Annotated in this window: 16 protein-coding genes; 2 read left to right on the forward strand and 14 right to left on the reverse strand. The window is 41.3% G+C overall.

Features of this window, described 5'->3' with window-relative positions:
• Positions 1-21 precede the first annotated feature (21 nt).
• The 10 genes from LPB68_RS08045 to LPB68_RS08090 all read right to left on the reverse strand — a co-directional run bounded on the left by LPB68_RS08045 (position 22) and on the right by LPB68_RS08090 (position 15,451).
• Entirely contained in the window at positions 22-2,949 is a 2,928-nt protein-coding gene (locus tag LPB68_RS08045) for a VWA domain-containing protein (RefSeq protein ID WP_068654415.1), read from the reverse strand.
• Positions 2,933-4,918: a vWA domain-containing protein gene (locus LPB68_RS08050; RefSeq protein ID WP_068654417.1), complete on the reverse strand. Its 1,986-nt coding sequence runs from the start codon at positions 4,916-4,918 to the stop codon at positions 2,933-2,935. The genes LPB68_RS08045 and LPB68_RS08050 overlap by 17 nt, the downstream gene beginning before the upstream one ends.
• A gap of 208 nt (positions 4,919-5,126) precedes the next feature.
• Complete coding sequence (locus LPB68_RS08055) at positions 5,127-6,062, reverse strand: DUF58 domain-containing protein (RefSeq protein ID WP_068654418.1); 936 nt, start codon at positions 6,060-6,062, stop codon at positions 5,127-5,129.
• Positions 6,059-7,042, reverse strand: a complete 984-nt coding sequence (locus LPB68_RS08060) for an AAA family ATPase (RefSeq protein ID WP_068654420.1) — start codon at positions 7,040-7,042, stop codon at positions 6,059-6,061. Before LPB68_RS08060 ends, LPB68_RS08055 begins: the two co-directional genes overlap by 4 nt.
• A gap of 131 nt (positions 7,043-7,173) precedes the next feature.
• A complete protein-coding gene (locus LPB68_RS22725; protein WP_099458636.1) occupies positions 7,174-8,883 on the reverse strand; it encodes a phage tail tape measure protein in 1,710 nt (569 codons plus the stop codon).
• 31 nt (positions 8,884-8,914) lie between these two features.
• Positions 8,915-9,868 (reverse strand): ABC transporter permease, encoded by a 954-nt coding sequence (locus tag LPB68_RS08070; RefSeq protein WP_068654423.1) that lies wholly within the window; start codon positions 9,866-9,868, stop codon positions 8,915-8,917.
• The gene (locus LPB68_RS08075) at positions 9,865-10,794 is read right to left on the reverse strand and encodes an ABC transporter ATP-binding protein (protein WP_068654425.1); all 930 of its coding nucleotides are present in this window, start codon (positions 10,792-10,794) and stop codon (positions 9,865-9,867) included. The genes LPB68_RS08070 and LPB68_RS08075 overlap by 4 nt, the downstream gene beginning before the upstream one ends.
• Positions 10,791-13,166: a DUF7408 domain-containing protein gene (locus tag LPB68_RS08080; protein ID WP_082865531.1), complete on the reverse strand. Its 2,376-nt coding sequence runs from the start codon at positions 13,164-13,166 to the stop codon at positions 10,791-10,793. The genes LPB68_RS08075 and LPB68_RS08080 overlap by 4 nt, the downstream gene beginning before the upstream one ends.
• A gap of 215 nt (positions 13,167-13,381) precedes the next feature.
• Positions 13,382-14,281, reverse strand: coding sequence for a formyltetrahydrofolate deformylase (gene purU / locus LPB68_RS08085; protein ID WP_068654426.1), 900 nt, complete (start codon positions 14,279-14,281; stop codon positions 13,382-13,384).
• 54 nt (positions 14,282-14,335) lie between these two features.
• Positions 14,336-15,451: a deoxyribonuclease IV gene (locus LPB68_RS08090; protein WP_068654427.1), complete on the reverse strand. Its 1,116-nt coding sequence runs from the start codon at positions 15,449-15,451 to the stop codon at positions 14,336-14,338.
• 126 nt (positions 15,452-15,577) lie between these two features.
• On the opposite strand from LPB68_RS08090, the gene LPB68_RS08095 reads away from it, so the two are divergent.
• Complete coding sequence (locus LPB68_RS08095; protein ID WP_068654428.1) at positions 15,578-16,048, forward strand: DUF2621 domain-containing protein; 471 nt, start codon at positions 15,578-15,580, stop codon at positions 16,046-16,048.
• A gap of 72 nt (positions 16,049-16,120) precedes the next feature.
• Entirely contained in the window at positions 16,121-17,020 is a 900-nt protein-coding gene (locus LPB68_RS08100; RefSeq protein ID WP_068654430.1) for a TIGR01777 family oxidoreductase, read from the forward strand.
• Here the strand turns inward: LPB68_RS08100 and LPB68_RS08105 are convergent.
• The 4 genes from LPB68_RS08105 to LPB68_RS08120 are packed head-to-tail and all read right to left on the reverse strand — an operon-like array spanning position 17,005 to position 22,509.
• Positions 17,005-18,726 (reverse strand): DUF6382 domain-containing protein, encoded by a 1,722-nt coding sequence (locus LPB68_RS08105; RefSeq protein WP_068654432.1) that lies wholly within the window; start codon positions 18,724-18,726, stop codon positions 17,005-17,007. The genes LPB68_RS08100 and LPB68_RS08105 overlap by 16 nt on opposite strands.
• Before the next feature lie 15 nt (positions 18,727-18,741).
• Entirely contained in the window at positions 18,742-19,257 is a 516-nt protein-coding gene (locus LPB68_RS08110; protein ID WP_068654434.1) for an A24 family peptidase, read from the reverse strand.
• 32 nt (positions 19,258-19,289) lie between these two features.
• Complete coding sequence (locus LPB68_RS08115; protein WP_068654436.1) at positions 19,290-20,258, reverse strand: TadE/TadG family type IV pilus assembly protein; 969 nt, start codon at positions 20,256-20,258, stop codon at positions 19,290-19,292.
• Positions 20,227-22,509, reverse strand: a complete 2,283-nt coding sequence (locus LPB68_RS08120; RefSeq protein WP_068654438.1) for a hypothetical protein — start codon at positions 22,507-22,509, stop codon at positions 20,227-20,229. Before LPB68_RS08120 ends, LPB68_RS08115 begins: the two co-directional genes overlap by 32 nt.
• Between the last annotated feature and the right edge of the window lie 6 nt (positions 22,510-22,515).

Consider the following 22,515-nt stretch of genomic DNA (forward strand, 5'->3'; position numbering starts at 1 on the left):
CGAAGCCACTTAACTAACGTATTAGCGCGAATTGCGCTTCTTTGCAGCAAGCAGGCGGTCCATCGAAGTGGACTGCTCCTGCGGTTGCGGTGGCGAGATTGGAGCCGCCGCGATATCGTTCGGCTCGGCAGCCGCAGGCCGAGCCTGTGCGTGCGGCTGCGGCGCAGCTACCGCACGCACTGCCGAAGCCGGGCGAGCCCCGGCTTCTTGCGGGCTCCGCCCGCTGGCATCGCCGCGTTCCGCGGGCGATGCTACTGGCGGCGGCTTGGCCGCGGAGCCGCCGCCGTAAAAGGCTGCGGTGCGATCCTTGCGCGCCGCTAGCCGCTTCAAGCCGGCGGCTGGCGCAGCCTCGCCGGCAGGAGCGGACCGCCGCCGCAGGATGGCGGCGGTGAACCGGGTCGCGAACGCGCCCCACGGTAGCGCCAAACGGCGCACCGCGATGTCCGCGACCCACAGCAACAATGCTGCTACGAGTAGAGCGTAGCTCAAATCATGCAGCATCCGGCTTGGTCTAGCCTTAGATGCGAACAACTCTTGTGGCTGATCCCATGCCAGCATTCGACCACCTGTGAGCTCAGCTAGTGTTGTAAGTCCCTGACTCGAATCTCCACTTGCTATTCGATACTCAGGTGAATACGGGACGATCAACCCCGTCCCTTGTCCTAAAATCTTATCTTCATCTGCCGTTTCATTTACGAAAGACAACATATACGCACCAGGCTGATCAACCATCACTTCTCCGGTATATTGACCAGGAGCTTCCTGATATAAAGTAACTTTCTTCTCTTCTAAATCATCACCAGTGACGAGTGCAATCATATGATCAGGCGCAACTTCGTCTCCGTTAACATCCACCTGTAATTGAACTTGATTTCCTGCCACAGTCGTTTTAACTTCATAAGGAGAAGATGTGAATTGAGGAAATGTCCACTTAATCAACTGCGTCAGAACATCAGAGAAAGCGGACCATGACACCCAATCCTGCGACCATTTCCCTGTCAGATCACTGGTCCATGCTACTGTACGTCCTGAACCATACTGCCATCTAGCTAACAAAGGATCGGGCTCTGGACTCACAAGTACCGTCTGTGCAGTCGATTTAGCAGTGGTCGCGACATAGCCATAAACAGTAGGTAATCCATTCTCCAGAAGCGTACTCCAATCACCTGCATCTTGTACCGCAGGAATAAATGGTTTATCAACAATGTAGGATTGAGCCATCATCACTGCTTCTCGACTGAAGATCGCCGGAATCGTGGTAGCATCCTGTGCAAAATAATATCTCCCACCAGCCATATTAGCTAACATCTCTAATAACATCTTATCTGAATCCTGTCCTACGGCCACAGATGAGAGTGTCATATTATCGTCTTTCATTTGCTGAATAAGTCCATCGTATGCTCCATTTCCAGCAGATTGTCCATCCGTCAGAAGAATAATATGTTTTCGCTGTGCTTCCACTAAGAGTAACTCTTGAACAGCAGAACTTAAAGCCGGATAAATATCTGTTCCACCCTCTGATTGTATGGACTGAATTTGTCCAAGGATCTCCTCTTTGTTTGTCATTTTCTGAGGTGTAACTACCCACCATGGCTGGCCATCAAAAGCCACCACCCCAACCGTATCCTTGGGACGTAGTAACTCAACGGTTCTCATGGCTGCTTCCTTCGCTAGCTCAATTTTTTCTCCACTCATACTTCCTGAACGGTCAATGACCAGAATTAGACCTAAAGATGGAATCTCTCGTTTCCCCTCTAGTTCCATCGATACGGGCAGCAGTTTCTCAATAGGTGTCTTAAAGTAACCACCCATTCCATAACTTTTCTCTCCACCAGCCATCATGAACCCAATGCCATAGCTTCTGACAGCCTGTTCAATCAGATCCATCTGACGTCCACCGACTTGATCCCCTGACACATTGTTGAACACAATACTATCGTATGCACCATATTTCGCTAACTCTGTAGGCAAAAGTTCAGGTGCTATGACATCATATTGTATTAGACCAGACGAAAGAGCTCCTGTAATATTCCCCGAAGTATTCTCTTCACCTTCAACAACCAGAACTTGTGGTGGACCCTCTACTCGAGTAAAAGCGTACCCACCATTATTCGCAGATTGTTCATCACCATCCATATAGATTTCAGCTCGATAACGATGAAGACCAGTCGACTTGGCCAATCCTTTCAATCCAAATCGGTTATCCCCTGGTGTTACTTCCACCTTCTGTCTTCCTATTTCACGATTATCTTCATAAAGTCGTAATTCACCTAAACCCTCATAAGTACTTCGAAGCATAACCTCGAAATAAAAGGATTCAGCTTGATACAGTTTGTCAGGTACGATAAGCTCTTCTACAGCAACATCTTGAATTACAGGTTGAGGTGACTCTAAGACATCCACAGCGATGCCACGATCCTTCAGCAACCTACCTGCCGCAAGCATGCTACCTACATTCTCTTCTCCATCCGTGATCATCACAATTCGTGAATCACCTTTGCTATTTAGAAGACTACTACTTAACTGCATACCCGCTTCTAAATTACTAAATTCCCGTTTCAAAGTTGCGTTCAATTGTACTTCTTCCAGTAATGAAGTTGATAACTGACGCTCAACCGCGGCTCCTAGGCCAGAGGATACGATCGAAGTTCGATCTTGCTTTTCCTTATATTCTGCTGATTGCTCAATCCAATGAACTAGATTCTCCCCATTAGGCATACTGAGTGAGCGATCAACGAGATATACCACATCTTTTTGATAGAGAATAGTATAGGTTTGCAGACCAGATAACATCAGAACGAGTAATACTAGTATGGTTGAACGAATTCCTATGGCCCACTTCTTACGTCCCTTTGATAATCGAAAATCCGACTTATAGGCATACACCATCAGAATGGTAAGTGGAATAAGTAATAATAACAGCCACGGATGATTAAATTGAACGCCCACGCTGGTACACCCCCCATTCCAACAATATGATCACAAGTGCAACCGCAGCGACAATCCACATCAATGACATTGGGACTTTTCCTTCTTCAACTTTCGCATTCCTAACGTCATTTTGTTCCATATCACCAGTTGTCTCAGATATTTGTTGTGTAAAAGATAAGGCTGTCTTCTCACCAATATCACTTTCAAAAGGATCAGCCGTTACATCCACCCAATAGCTTGTTTTATTCCCTTCCCTATCTTGTTGTTCAAAAGCATACAATCCAGGAATAGCAGGTGTCTTCTGAATCGTGTTGTACCCTCTCGTTCCTTGATCCGCTGCAATAGGCTCAATTCCTGATGCTAACGCTAGTCCACCTTTAGCAATCCATATCGCTTTCGTTACTTCAACAGATATCGGGATATCTAGACTAGCTCCAGCAATGACTCTTCCCAGACCATACCCTTCCTCATTACTCAACCATGAGACCGCATTATTCACCAAGATTGGAAATTCAGCAGACAGTGGTAGATCACTATCCTCTAACTTAAATAGAAATGATAACCGCGAGTGTCCACTCTCCTTACCTGCATAAATCGCCGCTTTTCCTCCAATCTCAACAATAGGATCTCCCCATTCAGGTACATCTGTTTCCAAGATCACGCCCACATAAATGTTAGAAAGTGAGAGGTATTGGGTAACCGCATGATCATGCAATATAGCCTTCTCACCACCTACATTCACTTCCTTTCCAGCCCCACCAATATGCCATAAAGGTGTATCACTCAACAGCTTCTCCCAATCACCTTGTGTGATAAATGGTGGTATGACTCCTTCAATCACAATTAAATCCGGTTTATCTCCCGGCACTGGAGGTGATGATACCGCCAATCCTACTTCGCTCTTAATACCTTCCTCGGTAACAGAATCATTAATTACCATCTTAGTAACTTCTACACCTGTTAACTGAAGTGCCTTTTCTAAGAAAAAATTACCGGATGATAGCAACAGGACTTTGGATGTAGTATTGTTACTTCCGAACGCAAACGAAATATTATCTGCTTGATAAGCATCCTTCGATAGAATCTCTAAACGATATACTTCGGCATCCTGCAAGTTATCTATTCTTATCGTTGCTGTACCATCCTGAAATTCAGTATTTTGCGTAACTAACAATTGTTCGTCTCCATATAAACTATACTCAATGGGATCGGCAATATCTGTCATACTTTCAAGAACAGCTACCGCTATGGTACCTGTCGAGTTGCTCTGCACTCCGAATTGTTTGATTCCAATGTTATTTAATGGCGATGCTCCGATATCAACTACTACACTAGGCACTTGAAAAGATATTCCTTCGGTATCGCCTTTCCATTGCGTATCAGTAAATACAATAATTTCAGCATCTTGTTCATCCGTCGTTAACGCTGAAGCTAGTGATAGTGTTTCTTGATAGGCAGCCTTGCCATAATACGGTTGAAGATTGTTCAAGGCTTCCTCGACTTCCTTATGGTTCTTCTCACGTGATATGACAATCTTAGGTTCCGAATCCATACTTAGAAGTGTTATTTCACTACTCTTCGCATGATCCTTCAGATAATCTTTCGCCTGTGATTTCAAAAGATCTATTCGCTTCAATTCTGAATTTGAATTTTCACCTTCCGCATCAAGGTCATCCGTGTTTGCACTCATGCTACCCGAGGTATCCGCAACAATGACCACATGACTTTTAACGTTATCGGATACCCACCCATACGGTTGCATCAATGCAAACACAAGTAAAGCCGCTACGATCAGCTGTAGCCACAGCAATAATCTGTTCTGTAGTTTCTGCCAAGGGCGGTTCGCCTCGATATTCCGCAGGACTCGTTCCCAAAGAAGATGACTTGGCACCAACGTATCTATAAATTTTCGTTTCAACAAATACATCAGCAAAATAGCCGGTATGCTTAAACCAAACACCATCCCAAGCCAGGATCCGATTCCCACAATAGTTCCTCCTAAAAGTTTTGCGAAGCAAAACTACTTCGTAAGCATAAACCAAGATTTTGAAGAGCTACACTCCTATGAATTATCTTCGTTTCAAAAACTAGCATCGTAAGCATATGCTTAATTTTTGTGGAGCGATGCTCCTTGGTTCTACTTCATAACAAAAATCGCATCGTAAGCATATGCCAAGTTTTGCGAAGCAAAACTTCTAAGTCATAATCAGCCCCGACTCTGCTAGTATACCGAATACAGCTTGCTGTAAGGACATATCATTCGGAATAAGAACATATGATATCCCTCGTTCAGCTGCATAACTGGATAAATGTTGATGATATTTATCCCATTCTGCGCGATATGCCTGTAATACTTTTCCGGTTAAAGCTACATCCTTACCCGTTTCGATCTCACTATCGACTAGCCTTAAATCTCCGCTCAATGCGGGATTCATCTCCTCTTGGGACAATATATGAACGAGTACAACCTCCTGCCCTGCTCCAGTGAGTCTGGACAACACATTACCAATCTCCTCTTCTCCCTGACGTAGCCAGAAATCCGAGAATATCCATGTCATACCTGGCAACCGAGGAATCGCACCAGGTTCAGCAAGACTAGACGCTAAGCTACCCTCTCCACCTACTGGTGAATCTTCTAGAAACTGAAATAATCGATGAACTGCTCCACGCCCTCTTATTATAGGCAAACGATAGTCTATTGATTGACTGTAACAAGCTACTTGCAGACGCTCATAGGAGCATAATGCAATATACCCTATACTTGCTGCTAGTTGCTTGGCGTACTGCAGTTTACTTGGAATTCCCTTGTTCTCCACTGTACTTCCCTTTGCAACTCTAGCACCGAAATCCATAGATTTAGAACAATCCACATACACGCTGACCATTAATTCTTGTTCATCCATGAATTGGCGGATGAAAGGTTTACCGGTACGTGAATATACACCCCAATCGAACCTACGGATATCATCCCCAGCAGTGTACGGGCGGTAATCTGCAAATTCAAGTGATGATCCTAAATGGCGCGAGCGACGTTTACCTTGCATTGTACCTGCTACTCTTCTACCCGCACCTAAACTCAATCTTTCTAGGCGGGGAAGCCAATCTGACGGGAGTAAATATTGCCCGTTCATCCCTTACCTCCAAGCGTATCCATAATTTCCTGAATGATCTGATCTGTCGTTATCCCTCTTGCTTGTCCTTCGAAATTCAAAAAAATACGATGTCTTAGTGCAGGAATGGCTACTGCGTGAATATCACCTGTAGAAAGATGCATTCTTCCATTACATATCGCACGTACCTTCCCCGTCGAAATGATAGATTGGATTCCACGCGGTCCCGAACCGAACCGAACATATTTACGAACACTTTCCGTAGCTGATGCTTCTTCTGGGTGTGTCATCATCATAAGTCTGACTGCATAATCTAATACTTCTTCGGCAACCAACACTTCGCGGGATCCTTGCTGAATTTCCATTAATTCCGTAGCCGTTGCCTGTTTACTCACGATTGCCTGATGTGAAGAAGTCGTTCTCCGCACAATTTCTTTCAATTCATCCGCATTCGGATAAGGGACCATAATTTTCAACTGAAAGCGGTCAAGTTGTGCCTCAGGCAAGGGATAAGTCCCCTCATTCTCTAGGGGATTCTGTGTCGCCAATACGAAGAAAGGCTGCGGCAATAAATGCGTCGTATTACCGATTGTCACAGTGTGTTCCTGCATCGCTTCTAGCAAAGCACTTTGAGTCTTAGGTGTAGCCCGGTTAATCTCATCCGCAAGGACAATGCTACTGAAAATCGGCCCGCTCTGAAAAGTCATTCCCGTTACGCCTTGATTACCAAATGAGAGAACCTGTGTCCCTGTAATATCACTTGGCATTAAATCTGGCGTAAACTGAATCCGTGAAAAAGATAAGTCCAAACTGTCAGCAATTGTACGTACGAGCATCGTTTTACCTAAGCCGGGAATCCCCTCTAACAAAGCATGTCCACCAGCAAAGATACACCATAACATCTGCTCAACGACCTCTTGTTGTCCAACAATTACCTCACCAATCTGCTGACGCACACGAGATATCGTTTCTTTCCATACCTCGGGTTGTATTTCAGGCATAATTGTCCTCCTAAAAGTTTTATGTGCTACTTCGTGATTTCTCTTCGAAAAACTTGCTTCGTAAGCATAATCCTAAGTTTTATGTGCTACTTCGTGATTTCTCTTCGAAAAACTTGCTTCGTAAGCATATCTTAAAAGTTCGGATTAATTGATGTGAAATAGCTTTCTACAAGCCCCTGCATTTTCTGTGGCAGATCGTTCCGTCCAATCGATTTCTTCGCTTCTGCTGCGTACTCTTCATACACTTCTTCATATGGACGACTTGCACCATCGATCATCTGTGAGTCCCCGCCCTTCTGTATGTCTCCGCCTCCACCTTGAATTGGACCCCCATCACTTTGTAGCCCATCTTTCCCTTCCATTAAACGTGGGGTAGTCACTAATTCACGTCCGCCTATTCCTAATCCTGCCCCTGAACCAGTACCAGAGCCGGTTCCAGTCCCTTTACCTCCTGACCCTGAACCACTACCTTGACCATTGCCACTTCCCTGGCCAGTACCTGTTCCTGGTGTACTTCCTTGTCCTGCAGTTTCCCCTTGTCCTGCACTAGGTTCACCCGTACTAGCACTTCCAGTCGCTCCAGCCTGAGCTAGCATCTCCGCACTACCTCCACTACTCCATGTATCCGAATAGGCAAGTCCTGCAGCTGCCATCTGATCGGCCAATCCTAAACCCTGTTGTGCTAACGCTGCACTGAGTACAGAGGCTGCTTCTGATTGCTCCAAAGCTTGTAACTTCGCTTCAATGGCTAATGACAATTCCTCTGCTAGCTTTTGTAAAGCTTGCTCTTGTTCTGTAGAATCACCTTTTTCTAACGCTTCTTCTAATTGTTTCAAGGCATCCTTCAGTTGCTTATTCTCAGCATTCATGGGTACTTCTTTTTCAAGCTTATTTAATGATTCTCGTAATTTTTCTTTTTCTGCAGAAGAAAGCTTCTGCATTTCATTCTTTAGATTACTCATCGCTTTCTGAAGTTCATCTTTACTATGATTTAATAAACTTTTAGCAAGTGAAGACAATTGAGAGACCTGTCGCATTTTCTCAGCCATTTCAGCTAAAGATTTTTCCTTCAGTTCCTGTTTCTTGGCCAATTCCTCCATGGCCTTCATCTTTTTCTCCAATTGATCAAGAGCTTGATTAGGATCCTTCTGTCCATCTAATTCCTTCTGCAATTGCTCTATTTGATCTTGAAGAGGTCGTTTGGTGATGGAAGCTAGTTTAGAAGTCTGTAATTTCTTAGCCAACTCATCAATTTGTTTCTCCTGTGTCTTAATCCATTCCTCTTGTTGTTTGGCATCTGCGAGTACTTTATGTTGTGGATTCGGAAGAACGGCTATGATCAGAACAACCATAAACATAGATGCACAGATTATCCATAACTTACGTTGGTTTGGCCAGGGTAGAAGTGTTCTCATATTAGAGATAAACTGCGTTCCATACTTTGCTGCTTGATTTCTTTGCCAATGAACCGCAACGTTATCCATATCCTTGAACGATAAGGCAGTCACCAGCATATCGCTACGTTCATTACCAAGCGTTGAACCATCCATGATGCTTGCCGCATTTATTGTAGTAATTCGATGGAGCAAACCACTCATGAAGCCGGCAATGACACCTAATCCCACTATACCTATAGCCCAATATATGGAATTTTCTATAGACCATATTCTCGCAGCTAATAGCAAAATCAACCCCAATAATAACCCACAGATCCAACCATGTCCTCCGTATTTTATGACACGAAATAATTGCAATCTTCTTCGAGTGGCAGCTACGGATTCTGAAACGGCATTCCATTTTTCATCGTTTATTTCAGATTTGTTCTGATCTATTCTACTCACCCCCTATCACCAATATGATCATTTAATTAACTTAGTTTATATTGTCTAAATCAGTTAATATCTCACCATTAGGCTCGTTTCTTTCTTCGACAACCTTATGCTTCTTTCTCCTTCGTACTGGACGGATCGAGCGAATACTAACCCATAATGACCCGATGATAACAACGGTATATACAAGAACGAACTCAACCCATAGTTGCATTGGAGCTTCTGTATTAATCGTTGATCCTCGTACATAGAAAATCGTTTTGGAGAATGTAGGATCGAATAAACTTAACATAGCTCCCGCAGGATTTAGCCCTAATATAAATCCAACCCATGAAAAAGTAGGAGCTGCCACCGAACCTCCATAATTCCCTTGCCACATACTAATCAGGAACAAATATAGCAGACCCGTAATTAGAAAAATAAATATTCCCACACTATATGTAACAATGATAGAAATAATCGTTCTTTTAAATATTGTAGAGAACATAACTCCCAATGAACCCAGCAATAACATCACGAACAAATAGAATAGAAATAATGAAACTAACTGACTTGGTGAAATTCCGCCGAATAAAAACACAATGCTATACACAGGTAAGGTTGCAATAACGATCAATGCCATAAAGCCAAGTGAAGACAACAACTTACTAAGAATAATCGTCATTGAGCTCTGCTGTGTTGTTAGAAGCATACTCAAAGTTTGTTTTTCACGCTCACTGCTGATTACCCCAGCGGTCAACGCGGGAGCCATAAATGCAATCATCAACAATTGGGCAAAGCTGAGTACATAGAACATCATCTGGCTCATACCTGAATTGAATTGTTGTGTTCCACCATTGCTATTATTTAGATACATCGTGATATATATAAAACCCATTGCTATAAAACCTAATACTAATATATAGCTCAGTACAGATAACATCGCACGTGGTGTGCGCATTCTCAGTCTAATTTCCTTATCAAGTACTGGATTTATCAATTTCTTGCTCCAGTTCATTGTTCCAGCCCTCCTTTTGTAATCTCTAAGAATACATCTTCTAAGTTCGTCTGAGCTTCATGGAAGGATGTAACCGGGAATCCCCAAGAAATCATTTGTTGAAGTAAGCGAACTTGTTCTTCTTCTCCACCGCTGAAATGAACGTGCACACCCGTGTTATCACCAAGCACTCCACTTACATGGGGTTCATCACGAAGACGATTAGCTAACTCTTCTTCTCTTTCCATCGTACGAATATGCAATATTTTCTTAACACGAAGGCGATTTTGAATATCGGATACTTTTCCTTGAGCAACCATTACTCCATGCTCTATAACACCGATCTGATCCACCATTTCGGCTAGTTCGGGTAAGATGTGTGAGGAAATAATAATTGTTTTCCCCATTAATTTCAGTTCTTTTAATATTTCTCGCATCTCAATGCGTGCACGTGGATCAAGACCCGATGCTGGTTCATCAAGAATCAATACATCTGGATCATGTACTAGACAACGAGCTAAGCATAGTCGTTGTTTCATCCCTCTGGAAAGACTATCTACATAGCTATCCTGCTTATCGCTTAAATTCACCAGATCTAGCAATTGCGGAATGAGTTTTTCTCGTTCATTACGCGGAATATGATAACTTGCTCCATAGAAATGCAAATATTCCGTCGTCTTTAGCTGATCGTATACTCCAAAAAAGTCAGGCATATAACCGATTCTTTTCCGTACTTCCTTCGGATATTCTGTTACATCATAGCCATCAATCTTAGCCGTTCCAGATGTTGGAAGAGCTAGTGTTGCTAGAATGGACATCGTCGTTGACTTACCTGCACCATTCGGACCTACAAAACCGAAGACTGTCCCTTTAGAAATGGCGAGATTGATATCCTTCAACGCATCAAAATTACCGTATCTCTTACTAAGATGTGAGATTTCTATCATGGTTTCACCTTTCCTTTCAGTCTTAAATCCGGTAACGCAAATGAAGTTTCATTCTGGGCAGATACCATCATTCTCAACATTGTTCCATTCATGACATATTGTTCTACATCCGTATTTATGGTGTAGCCACCACTTTTCCATTCTACAACTTCCCAATCCATCTTTTTCGCATTCCATATTTTGAATTCTGTATTTTGTCCAACACTCATTCCTCTAAGAGTTAATTCTTCATAGGCTGCACCCTGATCTAGCTGTGGTAGAGCATATTCAAATGAAATCGTCCCTTGCGACATATTGACCATTCCATTCGGATCTTGGTTCAAGAACCCAGCACTCACCTGCGACATCGTTGGTACAATATAACCAAATGGAATATTTATCACATCATTTTGAATCAGCTCAACTGTTACAGGCTGTGCCCATAAATTCAATTGATTGCTGGAGATCGCTTTCCCTTCATGCGTATAAGTTGTCATTGGATCATCACTCCATGCAATAATGTATGAGCCTTTTGTATACCATGAAGTAGACGGTGCATATTGCATCAATAAATCTCGTTCACGATTGAACTCATTATTATTACCGGTGTTCGTGTACGGATATAGAAGAGATCCAAGATTCCCTCCCATCATGTTCATACTTTTCCCTACTGTCGTTGCAAGAATCTCCGTTTTCTTGTTTTTACCAAGATCCCCTAACTCATATACTTTTCCGCCAATGACAAGTACAACTCGAGTTAGATCACTTGTTGTTTCATTCATAATCTGTCCTTCAATATTCCCCTTATCGTTAAGGGATATCTCTACGTTCAAAGCCCCAACCTGTTGATTATCGCTCTGTTGTGTCCATAACTTTGCAAGTGACCATTGTGGCATATTTAATAGATTCACTGCGGTCTCTTCACTTCCAACTTCTATAAAGCTACTATCCGCTTGATTACCACCAAATCCACTGTTATCACGTTGTAATCTCACATGTGTATTCTCAGGAAATTCAAGGGTATAATCTCCACTCCTAGGTGTAAAGAAAGCTGTAGCACTCGTCGTATTTGAACTACCACTACCATTCAATTCAAGTATATTTATCGTATGAGCCAATTCTTTAGTCTTATCTGAGGAACCAACCATATACACTGTAGCGCTAGCGATAATAGCCATCAGCGGTATTATCCACCATGCCCACTCTCGTTTATCTACCTTTCTCAATACCAAATACAATACAGGTGCAACAACCACTAAGTATATCAATAACATCCAGACTAACCCGCTAAAAGCAGGCATTTTGAGAGAAGGGAAGTAATTTAGAATATGTCCAAGATTACTTAATTGGTTCGTTGGAGACATCATCCCATTCTGATTAGTCGTTAGAGTGAGATCATCCTTTAATAGAAAAGACCACACTTTTGGATGTCCATTCCATGAAGCAATGGGTGCCATAGCTAGATCATATGCTGCATATAAGACGTTACCTTGCTCAACTGGACGTGTCACAAATAGTGGCTTATCGTCAGTATGATATAAAACCTGACTACCTTCTAAAGGTTGTCCATTCGATAACGTAAATCCATCATTTAAATTGAGAGGATTTTCTCCTAGCGATGCTAGTTGCGGAAGTTCCGATACCGAAAAGGTACCCTCATATTGAATAGGAGATAACTCTGCAAATGCTGAGGCTGTCTTGGGATATCCCGCTCCACCCGCGAGAACCAATGTTCCACCTGACTTTACCCAACCAGATATTCCATTGATCTGCAACTCACTTAGTGTATCTGATGAGAATCCGTTAATGACTATGACATCCAGGCTATCAAGTAACATCGGATCTTCTGGAATACTCGTCGGTTCCATAGATACAACATCGAGATTATACCCATCACCTCGAAGTACGTTCATGAAATTCATCGTATCTGGATCATCAGATAATACGCCAATAATTGCACCATATCCAGGGTTTCCTTGGAGATATGGCGTACCCGATTTAAAACCTATGTATTTCCCATTCTCAACGGAACCTTGATAGAATTTAATTTGATTATTATCCTTGGAATAGAACATTCCAGGGATCGCAATAACAACTTCCTTAGGTGTGTTCTGAGGAAGTTCCACATGTTGAACATAGGATGCAGCGCCCGTATAATTATCTGTCGTCTCTATAACAATATCTCCTGAAATATCTTTATCACTTGTTAAAGTTATCTTTACAGGATTCCACTTACCATTCTTGACCTTTCCCTTATACCCATATTCCGTCTTGATCGTGATGGAAGGACCATCCGCATGAATAGCACTTGGAATGATATAAGCTTGAAGTAGAACCATTAGTGCCAAGATCGGCAGAATCAACTTTCTAATATAGCTGGTATGAATAAACAAGATCCAACTTCCCCTCTCTCGAACTATTATTTTTCTATGAATAGATAACCCAATACTCCTCATTATCTATTGACGTCATTAACGAGTAAAAAGTTTGCAACTATCTCCAACTAGAACAATCCTACAATTTCCTAGATGTTACATATATGTATATTAACACAAAGATCCCGCACTCATTGTGCAGGACCTCTGTAAGTAAACCATTTTATACTCAATTAATTAAATACAACCGTTTTGTTCTCATGTACTAAAATTCGGTCTTCAATATGCCATTTCACTGCCCTTGCTAACACTACACGCTCAATCGTCCGACCTATTCTCTTCAACTCTCTGACATCATCACGATGACTTACGCGTTGTACATCCTGTTCAATAATCGGTCCACCATCAAGCTCTTCTGTCACGTAATGCGCCGTTGCTCCGATAATCTTCACACCACGCTGATAAGCCTGTGCATAAGGTTTACCACCAACAAACGCAGGCAAGAAAGAGTGGTGAATATTGATAATTCGATTTCGATAGCGTTGAATAAATGTTGGAGAGATAATCTGCATATACCGAGCCAGAATGATCACATCAATATCATCACCAATTACTTCTAATTGCCGTTGTTCCGCTTCTTTCTTCGTATCTGCTGTTACTGGAATCATGTGATATGGAATACCGAATGATTCTACATAGTCCTTCATATCAGGATGATTGCTAATAACCATCGCAATCTCACCATCAAGGTCACCAGCCTGCCATTGCCAAAGCAATTCAACTAAGCAATGATCTTCTTTCGAAACAAAGATAGCCATTCTCTTCTTGCGGCTTACATTATGAATTTGCCAATTCATCGCAAATTTAGTAGCAACTTCTTGAAACTTTCCTTTCAATTCAACGAATTTCTGATCTAGATCAGAAAGGTCAAATTCAATACGCATGAAGAACATACCGCCTTCCGGATCCATGGTATATTGATCAGACTGAACAATATTGGCTCCGTGCTGGTGTAGAAAGTATGATACTGCTGCAACAATCCCCGGACCATCTGGACAGGAGATCAACATCCGTGCACGTTCTTTATAGGGATTCTCTGTTAAGGTTAAATTTTTATTGATATGAATATCCATTGGTTCTATAGACCTCACTCTCGTCATTTTCAATATGTCATAACAAGCTATTGATCAAGATATACGTCCTGCTAACCAGGCAACAATCCGTTGGTTTACGCCTTCTTCACTTATATCAGAGAAAAGATTATCCTCCATAATCATGTCATAAAGGCGCTCTAGAGGCTCACGAGGATCGGCTTTTTTAGCCTTTGCGTCATTCTTAAGCAAATTCCAAGTATCTAGAATAAACTCCCGGGAATTGATTTGTTTACTATCAAAGAAAGAACCAAGCTCATTGACTTCTTTCAGAAAAGTAGCACCAAATCTTTCTTCTACATTGCCTCTTAGCATAGCTATTTCAATCTCATACATTGGACGTTGTTTTTTAGCATCTTTACCGATCCATGGAGTCTCTAGTATAAAAGGCAACCCCTGTAATTTCTCATGATGAACCACGGAATTAATGGTATCGAATCCGATAAATCCACTTCCCACAGGAGTATGACGGTCTTTACCTGCGCCTCGTGGATTCTTGCTATCATTTAAATGGATCACTCCAATGCGTGATAGCCCAATAATTCGATCGAATTCCTCTAGTACACCGTCTAAATCTCCAACAATGTCGTAACCGGCATCATGAATGTGGCATGTATCTACACAGATCGTAAGCCGTTCATTATGTTTCACTTTATCAATAATTTGGGCTAATTCCTCGAAGCTACGCCCAATTTCGGTTCCTTTACCAGCCATAGTCTCTAATGCAATATTCACACCTGTCTCATTCGTGCCATCCAGCACCTCATTCAATCCATCCGCAATACGTTGAATGCCATAATCAGCATCCATATCTGTATATGCTCCTGGATGTAATACAATATTCTTCACACCAATCGCATGAGTACGACGGATTTCTTCCTGTAGGAAGCTTACCCCAAGCTCATATGTATTAGGTTTGTAAGATCCTAAATTAACAATATAAGGTGCATGAACAATAATTTCATCTACACCGTTCTTTAACATTTGTTCCTTGCCTTCTTCAAGATACATGGATTCAATCGGTTTACGGCGTGTATTCTGTGGTGCACCTGTATATATCATAAACGAACTAGAACCATATTGATTGGCTTCATTGGCAGCACTTAGTAGGCCCTTGTCCGAAAAAGACACATGAGATCCAATTTTCAACATGTTGCATCCCCCTTTTTTATCACGAATACCCTTTATTTTACCTGTTATAGCGAAATAAATCTAGAAATGCGCTATAATTCAAAATAACAGTAGAAAACGTGATAAATATCATTGAGGTGAACATTTATGAATACTCTAATAACGGTCAATTTATTAACGAGTAACAATCCGAACAGATGGTTTATGAACTCGATTGCTTTCTGGACTGTGGTGATGTTGGGAGCCATGTGCATTGGGGGCTTCTTCATGTTCCGTAAGTTTCTAAAAGTTCTTCCGCAAGCAGATGGTAAGTCCAAGCTAGATTGGCAGAATTATTGGGTAGAACGAAGTCGTCCTCTGTGGACCGATGAATCGAAAGCACTTTTAGATACATTAGTTAGTCCAGTTCCCACAACATTTCGTGATATTGCTAAACACTCTATCGCAGCTGAGATTGGTAAGATTGCCGTTGAAAGTGAGGCATCTGAAGTCACAAGAGACCACTGTATCCGAGGATACATTGTCGCTACACCTAAACGAGATTATAAATTTTTAATCAAGTTTTTAACAAAAAATGAGATAGATTATAAACCTTACGAACATCTATTGAATAGATAAAGGTCCAAAAAGCCTTCTGTATAAAGATCATATCGAAAAGTGGAATTATATGATGAAGAGGAGGCTTATCCCATGAGGATTGCCATTTGTGGTGGGACGGGATTTATTGGAAAAGCATTGCAAAAACATTGGCTCAATGAAGGTCACCACCTGCTAATTATCACGCGGAGGATACCTTCTCAAGCTACCGCAGCGAAACAAGCTCAAATAGAGTACATTACTTGGGAGCAATTAGATCATAGCCCTTTCTTACTAAAGAACTTAGATGCACTCGTAAACTTAGCAGGGGCCTCTCTCAGCCAAAGATGGACAACTAAGGCTAAGAAACGGATTATCGAATCACGTCTAAACACAGTCTCAGCAGTCAGCAAGCTAATCTCGCAAATGAAGAACAAACCTGCTGTCGTGATTCAGGCTTCAGCCATAGCCATCTACGGAACGTCTACGAATGAAACATTCGAAGAAACTTCAATTACGCGTGTTATGGACTTCCCATCTGGTGTAGTTCAAGAATGGGAGAATGCCGCTGACACTATTCAAGGTGTTCGATTAGTGAAGCTTCGGGTGAGTGTTGTGCTTGGTCATGATGGTGGTGCTTATCCGCTAATGAAGCTCCCTTTCATGCTGGGAGTGGGAGGGAGAATAGGTAGTGGTCAGCAATGGATGTCTTGGATTCATATTACAGATATGGTGAGATTAATTGATTTCTGCATCCACCATCAACACATCGATGGTCCTGTTAATGCCGCTACACCTTATCCTGTTACGAACGACCAATTCGGTAGAACTGTCGCAGCTATCTACAATCGTCCCTATTGGTTCCCCCTTCCGAGCTTTCTACTCAAAGCAGCTGTTGGGGAATTATCACTAATTCTTCTACAAGGACAACGAGTCCTTCCTAGCAAACCTATTAAGTATGGATTTGAATTTCATTATCCAGAGTTAAAGGCTGCTCTTCAAGACCTTAAGTGATACGTATACTTTCCCTTAGCAATCGTAAATAGATCACCATCGTGGAGTGGATATTCTTTATAACTAACCATTAACTCTTTGTTTAATAAGGTACCGTTCTTAGATCCCAGATCTTTAATGACCATCCCATTGATTCCCTTAGAGATCTCTACATGTGCTCTTGAAGTTCCTGGAGATTCCTCTACGAATTGGGCAACATCAGCTGATCTTCCTATAATAAAGTGAAGAATATCCAACTCAATGCGACATACTGATAGGTCGCTCTGATTACCTTGTCCGATATCTCTACGCTCTAGGAATGGGCTCGGCGATTGAGATCTACCTTTATTATCTTGAGATATACTGTTCTCCGGCTTCAATAGAACAGTTGCATTAGCTCGAGGCGAGGATAACATTTCCGTTCTATGACTAAGCTGAGTATAATAATCACCTTCTTCATGAACATGTTCTTGTTCAATCCTAGATGGAACAAGATTTCTATTATTATTTTGTTGTATGCTATCATCTACAGGACTATCAGGGAATACCCATCTTTCACGGGATGGTTCCAAAGAGCTATCCTTCGATGAACTTTTGGATACCCCCTTTGATGCACCACCAAAGTACCCTGTTAAGCGTTCTACCTGAAATGATGTTTTCTTACGAATGATACTAGAATCATCTAGTTCACCTGAATCAAACAAGGGTATAGATTCTGTTAAGGGCTCAGCACCATTCACTGGCATACGGAGTCGTCCCTTCCAACCCATCCAAGCCATCACTCCAAGTAAGGCGGTAATAGCTAAGCTTACGATCAGCATCGCCGTTCCAGGATGATCCATATAGAGAAATCGCCAGACCAAAGCGCAGCAAACCAAACATCCCAAAGCTACATAGGTTGCCATTGGTCCTTTCTCATGATTTTCATCCTCGATCATTAAATCATTGTCATGTTGACTATCCATCTCAAATGAATCCAAAACAACCGGTATTGGATTGGATCTCACTTGCTTTTGTGGTGAGGATACAACTAAATCTGAATTCTGTCCTGACTGTAGCCCCGAATCAAAAGTGGATGCCTTATTATTATATTGATGTAAATTAGGTGGTTGAGTTCTACCTTCCTTTGGAAGAGACAGAGAATGTTCTCCAGTATTAGCTAATAAACTCTGAAGTAATCCATTCATACCAGACAATGTAAATCCCTCAGCACCAACATATTGAAGCAACATCTGAATCCCATTACCGTGTAATTCTGATACCGTGGTCATCAATCTTGTTATGATTTGACTGAGTGAAAACTGTAATGATTCATGATACTTCATGGTTGGTATAGGACAATAAGTTAGATACAACTTACCGACATGAAGTGGCCCCTCTACAAATATATAATTTTCTTGAAGAATATATTGTTCTGGATATAACATATAAGAGGTGCTGTCTTCCAAGGCATCCACTAATTGAAGTAGCAAAACATAGAATTCCTCCATCGTTAACTTTTCACTTTTGAGTAGATGAGTAAGCATCTTTTTGTCTGTAATATCATAATGTAGACTCACCATAAAATTCACTTCTTTTAATTGAAGAGGTAATAGATGCGGAATTTTTACAGAGGTGATCATGTTCGTCTGTACTCTGTTTAAATCAGTTGACATAAATCCCTCAGCACTATTCATAATCATATAATTACCACCGTTGTGGATGAAATCCTGCGTTAATTCTAACAAATGATGCACCCCTTTCTAATTAGGAAAAGCGTATAGATAAGCACAGATAATACCCGGTAGAACGGCGAGCATAAATGGAAAACGAATTTGCTCCTTGCTCCAATTCTTTAATATCGCGATATCTTTGAAGAGAAAGAACCCGGCTATTCCACGCACTACTTCTCGTAGGCGGGAGAATGTCTCTCTTCTCCACAAGAGAATTGCAATTCCTATAGCGCCTGCAAATAGTACAGAATACAATAAGGTCTGAATCGTGAACAATATACCAGTCCAAGCACCGATTCCACCGAAAAGTTTGACATCTCCCGCTCCTACAGCGCCCATCCAATACATAATAAGGAGTATGATAAATCCAGTAATAAATCCTTTTCCAGCGAATAGTGCTCCACTCCAACCATTAACGATAATATGATAAATTAGTCCACATAAGATAGCAGGGATCGTAAGCTTATTAGGAATCTTCATTGATTTAATATCCGTTATAAACGCTGATATCACGAGTAACGCACAACCAATATGTGCAACTTCCATGTTTAATCCTCATCTCCTAGTCTCGTATGTATTTAATCGCGGTCCACAACGGTAAACATAACTTCCATCCGTTCTCCATTTTCTGTTGTAATAATGAAAGGCCATATCCCTGGAGTCGTGTTGGTTCCAACAAACCATTCCCATTCGAGAAATCCTTCCGCATCCGCTTGGCTCCAACCAAGGTACTTAGCAGTACTTTCTCCACTCTTATAAAAGACTGATAATTGAACCCTTTCATCGGGGGCAACCTTAACCCTGACCTTCGTCTTCTTTCCGATAATAGCTGGATTAGGTTTCTCAAGAATCTGTATAGAAGATGTGTCACCTTCTTCACCATCTCCACTTCCTATTCCCTCAAGGGTATCCCCAATCCATAGACGCTCTTGTGCCTTAGCTTGCAATACAATTTCTTTGTTGATAAAAGGCACCCTCATAGGTAACTCATAACTGACTTCAATTCCGAAATATGGATTTGCCCTAGTCTTCATATCGGGGAGATAAATATTAGAGACATGAATCCTTTCATACCTCAAAAAATCACTTTGAATGAATGGCTTAAGTAACGGCTTCACGACAGGATCAAGTACAGCTTCAGCCATATTATTCTTAACCATCTGTAAGGGTTCGTCCCCCCTTGCTGCGGCATCCAACATCCATTGCGCGAACGGATCAGGCAGAGAATTACTATACTGAGATACCCAATCTGTCACAGAAAGCTTCGGAATAACCCAATTCCCCGTTAATTGTGGGTCTTGGCTTTCTTCTGAAGGGGCTTCCTGATCCACCATTAATCCAATAGGATACATATGAGAGGATACCATCTTCACCGTATCAGATACGGTGCTATGGAGTGCCGTAGATATCAACGTCATCTGAACAATATAGATTAGAAATACAATCAGAAATATAAAAAAGGGAAATACCAATGCCGCTTCAACAACCATGCTACCCTTTTCATTTTTCAACTTTTTAATAGGAATAATCCGCTTTTTTGATAGCATAGTAACGATTTCCTTCCACTTGATCTTCACTATTTGCAGTCGTTCCAAGCATTCTCATCACTCCGGGAAGAAACCATATATTCATACCAATCTTAACTTCACCAGAAGCATAGGTAGCTCTCTCATTAGGATTGATTCCAGTATTAAATCGAATTAAGGATAACATCCTCGACATTTTCCGTTCATTATTACTATGAATAAAAAGAAACATCCTCAAATAATCGCGGTAAGTCATCTCTACTTTCAAATAAGCTGATAGTTCTATCGAACCTTTCTGACACAATTGGATCATGTCCAGAATAGCCATCTCAATTCCATATAATAGTCCTGTTGCTAGGATCAATAATGGATTTCCTAACTTACTACTCTTAACCAAACCTTCCATTGTCCGTATGGCTAATCTAACTCCGAATATTTCTGCATAAGCGGCAGATACATTTCCTACTGGATTATGAAATCCATATAAGATATACTCCAGTTCCTGATTATGAACACTTAATTGATCAACTAAATCGTCACCAATTGAACCATTCGGGTTGCTAACAAGATCTCCCAACTGAGTGATATCGAAGTGATGGAAATAAAGCGACGCATATTCATTTTGATAGAATTCGTTCTGCATTCCAGACAACATGCCACTCATGGAACCATATAAATTATCCACATCATCCATAGCTGATTTACTAGCATCATAAGGATTGCTATCCAATTCTGCACCTTTAGTTGAATCGCCTTCTGATTGTTTATTAAATGTGATACTATCACCATAATATTGTTGGATCGTACGATACTCCTCTAGATAATCTTGTGCTTTTTCATCTAGTCGATTGATGGTTGCTAATATCTTCGTTGCATCCTGCAATTTCGCTTTTGCCTTCTTCTCAGTCTCCTTACGTTGCTTATCAAAGGATCGCCCCTTCTCTAATTCACTCATCGCCTCATAAAGCACATTCTCTGAACCAGATTCCACATAATTCTTCATATACTTATCTATAACTTTTCTTGATTGGATGACAGCGGACTTCATTGAACTACTATTAGCTGACTTACCAAAAGCACCATTTAGTACAGATTGCATAGATGATACCTTACTATTTATGGTTTCAAATTGCGAAGTTTGGTTTTCTATTGAGGTCTTTAAATCTTGAAATAAATCTTCAGTATGAATTAATTGTTGAGACTCCTCTCGGATCTTTCGAATGGCTTCCGAGTCATCATTACTAAAATCTGTACTTTCTGAATTACCCTCTTTAGATACATGGTCATAGCTTTCATCTATCACACGACTTTCCGATTCTGCAATCACTTGTTTCATTTCTTCATTATATTGATACGCTTCTTCCCACAGTTCCAATGCCTTAGGCAACATATTCGTATGTTCTTTTTTAGATGAACTTTGCTTACTAGAAATATTAGAGAGTAATTCCGAAGCACCCGAATGATAACTATTAATTAAACTCGTTAACATATTTATCTCGGAGTCAATAGCATCATCATCATTATCTTTATTATTTTCTCTACTTTGTTTCTCAGCGATTTTCTGTTCTAACTCATTGGCTTTGGCGACATAATCATCATATTGCGCAGCAATGTCAGCTCCAGAACTGATGCCTCCACCTAATGATTGATTGGATATGTAAGTAGATGATTCGGCCATAATAAGACTAACTAGGGGATTCACACTTTGGGCAGCCTTTCTTTGATTCTCTATCATTTCATTTAGCGCATCTTCTCTTTTGTCATATAGCTTTTGAAGCTTTCTAAGTACATCCATCGTATTAGAGGCTTCCTTCAGCGATTGTGAGAGTGGCTTGAACTTATTCATTATTTCTATTGTGAAATCTATTGGTGCTTTGTATTTCATTTCTTCACTAATCTGACGATCAAAAATTTCATATTCACCTAACATCCGGTTCATCTGTAATGTGGATGTATCCAATTCTAGATCCACTAACGAGAACGCATCTCCACGATCTCCATGATCAATATTTCCATTCAATACACCTGACATGATCTGATCCCCATCACTCTCACCATAGGCGAACAATCCATACTCCTGCTGTAATTCCGGATCATAGGCAGACATAACAGAGCGAACTGCAGAACGCACAAGCCGCTCACTTTGAACTTTCACTGCAGCAATTCGAGCATAATCAATGAATATAGCAACAAAACTAAACATAATCGCCAATATCAAAATAAGGAAAATAGTTACTGAGCCCCTCTGATCTGTATACCATTTACCGAACATGAAATT

This window comes from Paenibacillus crassostreae (genome assembly GCF_001857945.1).
Classification (GTDB): domain Bacteria; phylum Bacillota; class Bacilli; order Paenibacillales; family Paenibacillaceae; genus Paenibacillus_AQ; species Paenibacillus_AQ crassostreae.

Coding starts and splice junctions, on each gene's coding strand:
- LPB68_RS08055 (WP_068654418.1), bottom strand. CDS start 6,062: ATGAACGGGCAATATTTACTCCCGTCAGATTGGCTTCCCCGCCTAGAA.
- LPB68_RS08060 (WP_068654420.1), bottom strand. CDS start 7,042: ATGCCTGAAATACAACCCGAGGTATGGAAAGAAACGATATCTCGTGTG.
- LPB68_RS08070 (WP_068654423.1), bottom strand. CDS start 9,868: ATGAACTGGAGCAAGAAATTGATAAATCCAGTACTTGATAAGGAAATT.
- LPB68_RS08075 (WP_068654425.1), bottom strand. CDS start 10,794: ATGATAGAAATCTCACATCTTAGTAAGAGATACGGTAATTTTGATGCG.
- purU (WP_068654426.1), bottom strand. CDS start 14,281: ATGGATATTCATATCAATAAAAATTTAACCTTAACAGAGAATCCCTAT.
- LPB68_RS08090 (WP_068654427.1), bottom strand. CDS start 15,451: ATGTTGAAAATTGGATCTCATGTGTCTTTTTCGGACAAGGGCCTACTA.
- LPB68_RS08095 (WP_068654428.1), top strand. CDS start 15,578: ATGAATACTCTAATAACGGTCAATTTATTAACGAGTAACAATCCGAAC.
- LPB68_RS08100 (WP_068654430.1), top strand. CDS start 16,121: ATGAGGATTGCCATTTGTGGTGGGACGGGATTTATTGGAAAAGCATTG.
- LPB68_RS08110 (WP_068654434.1), bottom strand. CDS start 19,257: ATGGAAGTTGCACATATTGGTTGTGCGTTACTCGTGATATCAGCGTTT.
- LPB68_RS08115 (WP_068654436.1), bottom strand. CDS start 20,258: ATGCTATCAAAAAAGCGGATTATTCCTATTAAAAAGTTGAAAAATGAA.
- LPB68_RS08120 (WP_068654438.1), bottom strand. CDS start 22,509: ATGTTCGGTAAATGGTATACAGATCAGAGGGGCTCAGTAACTATTTTC.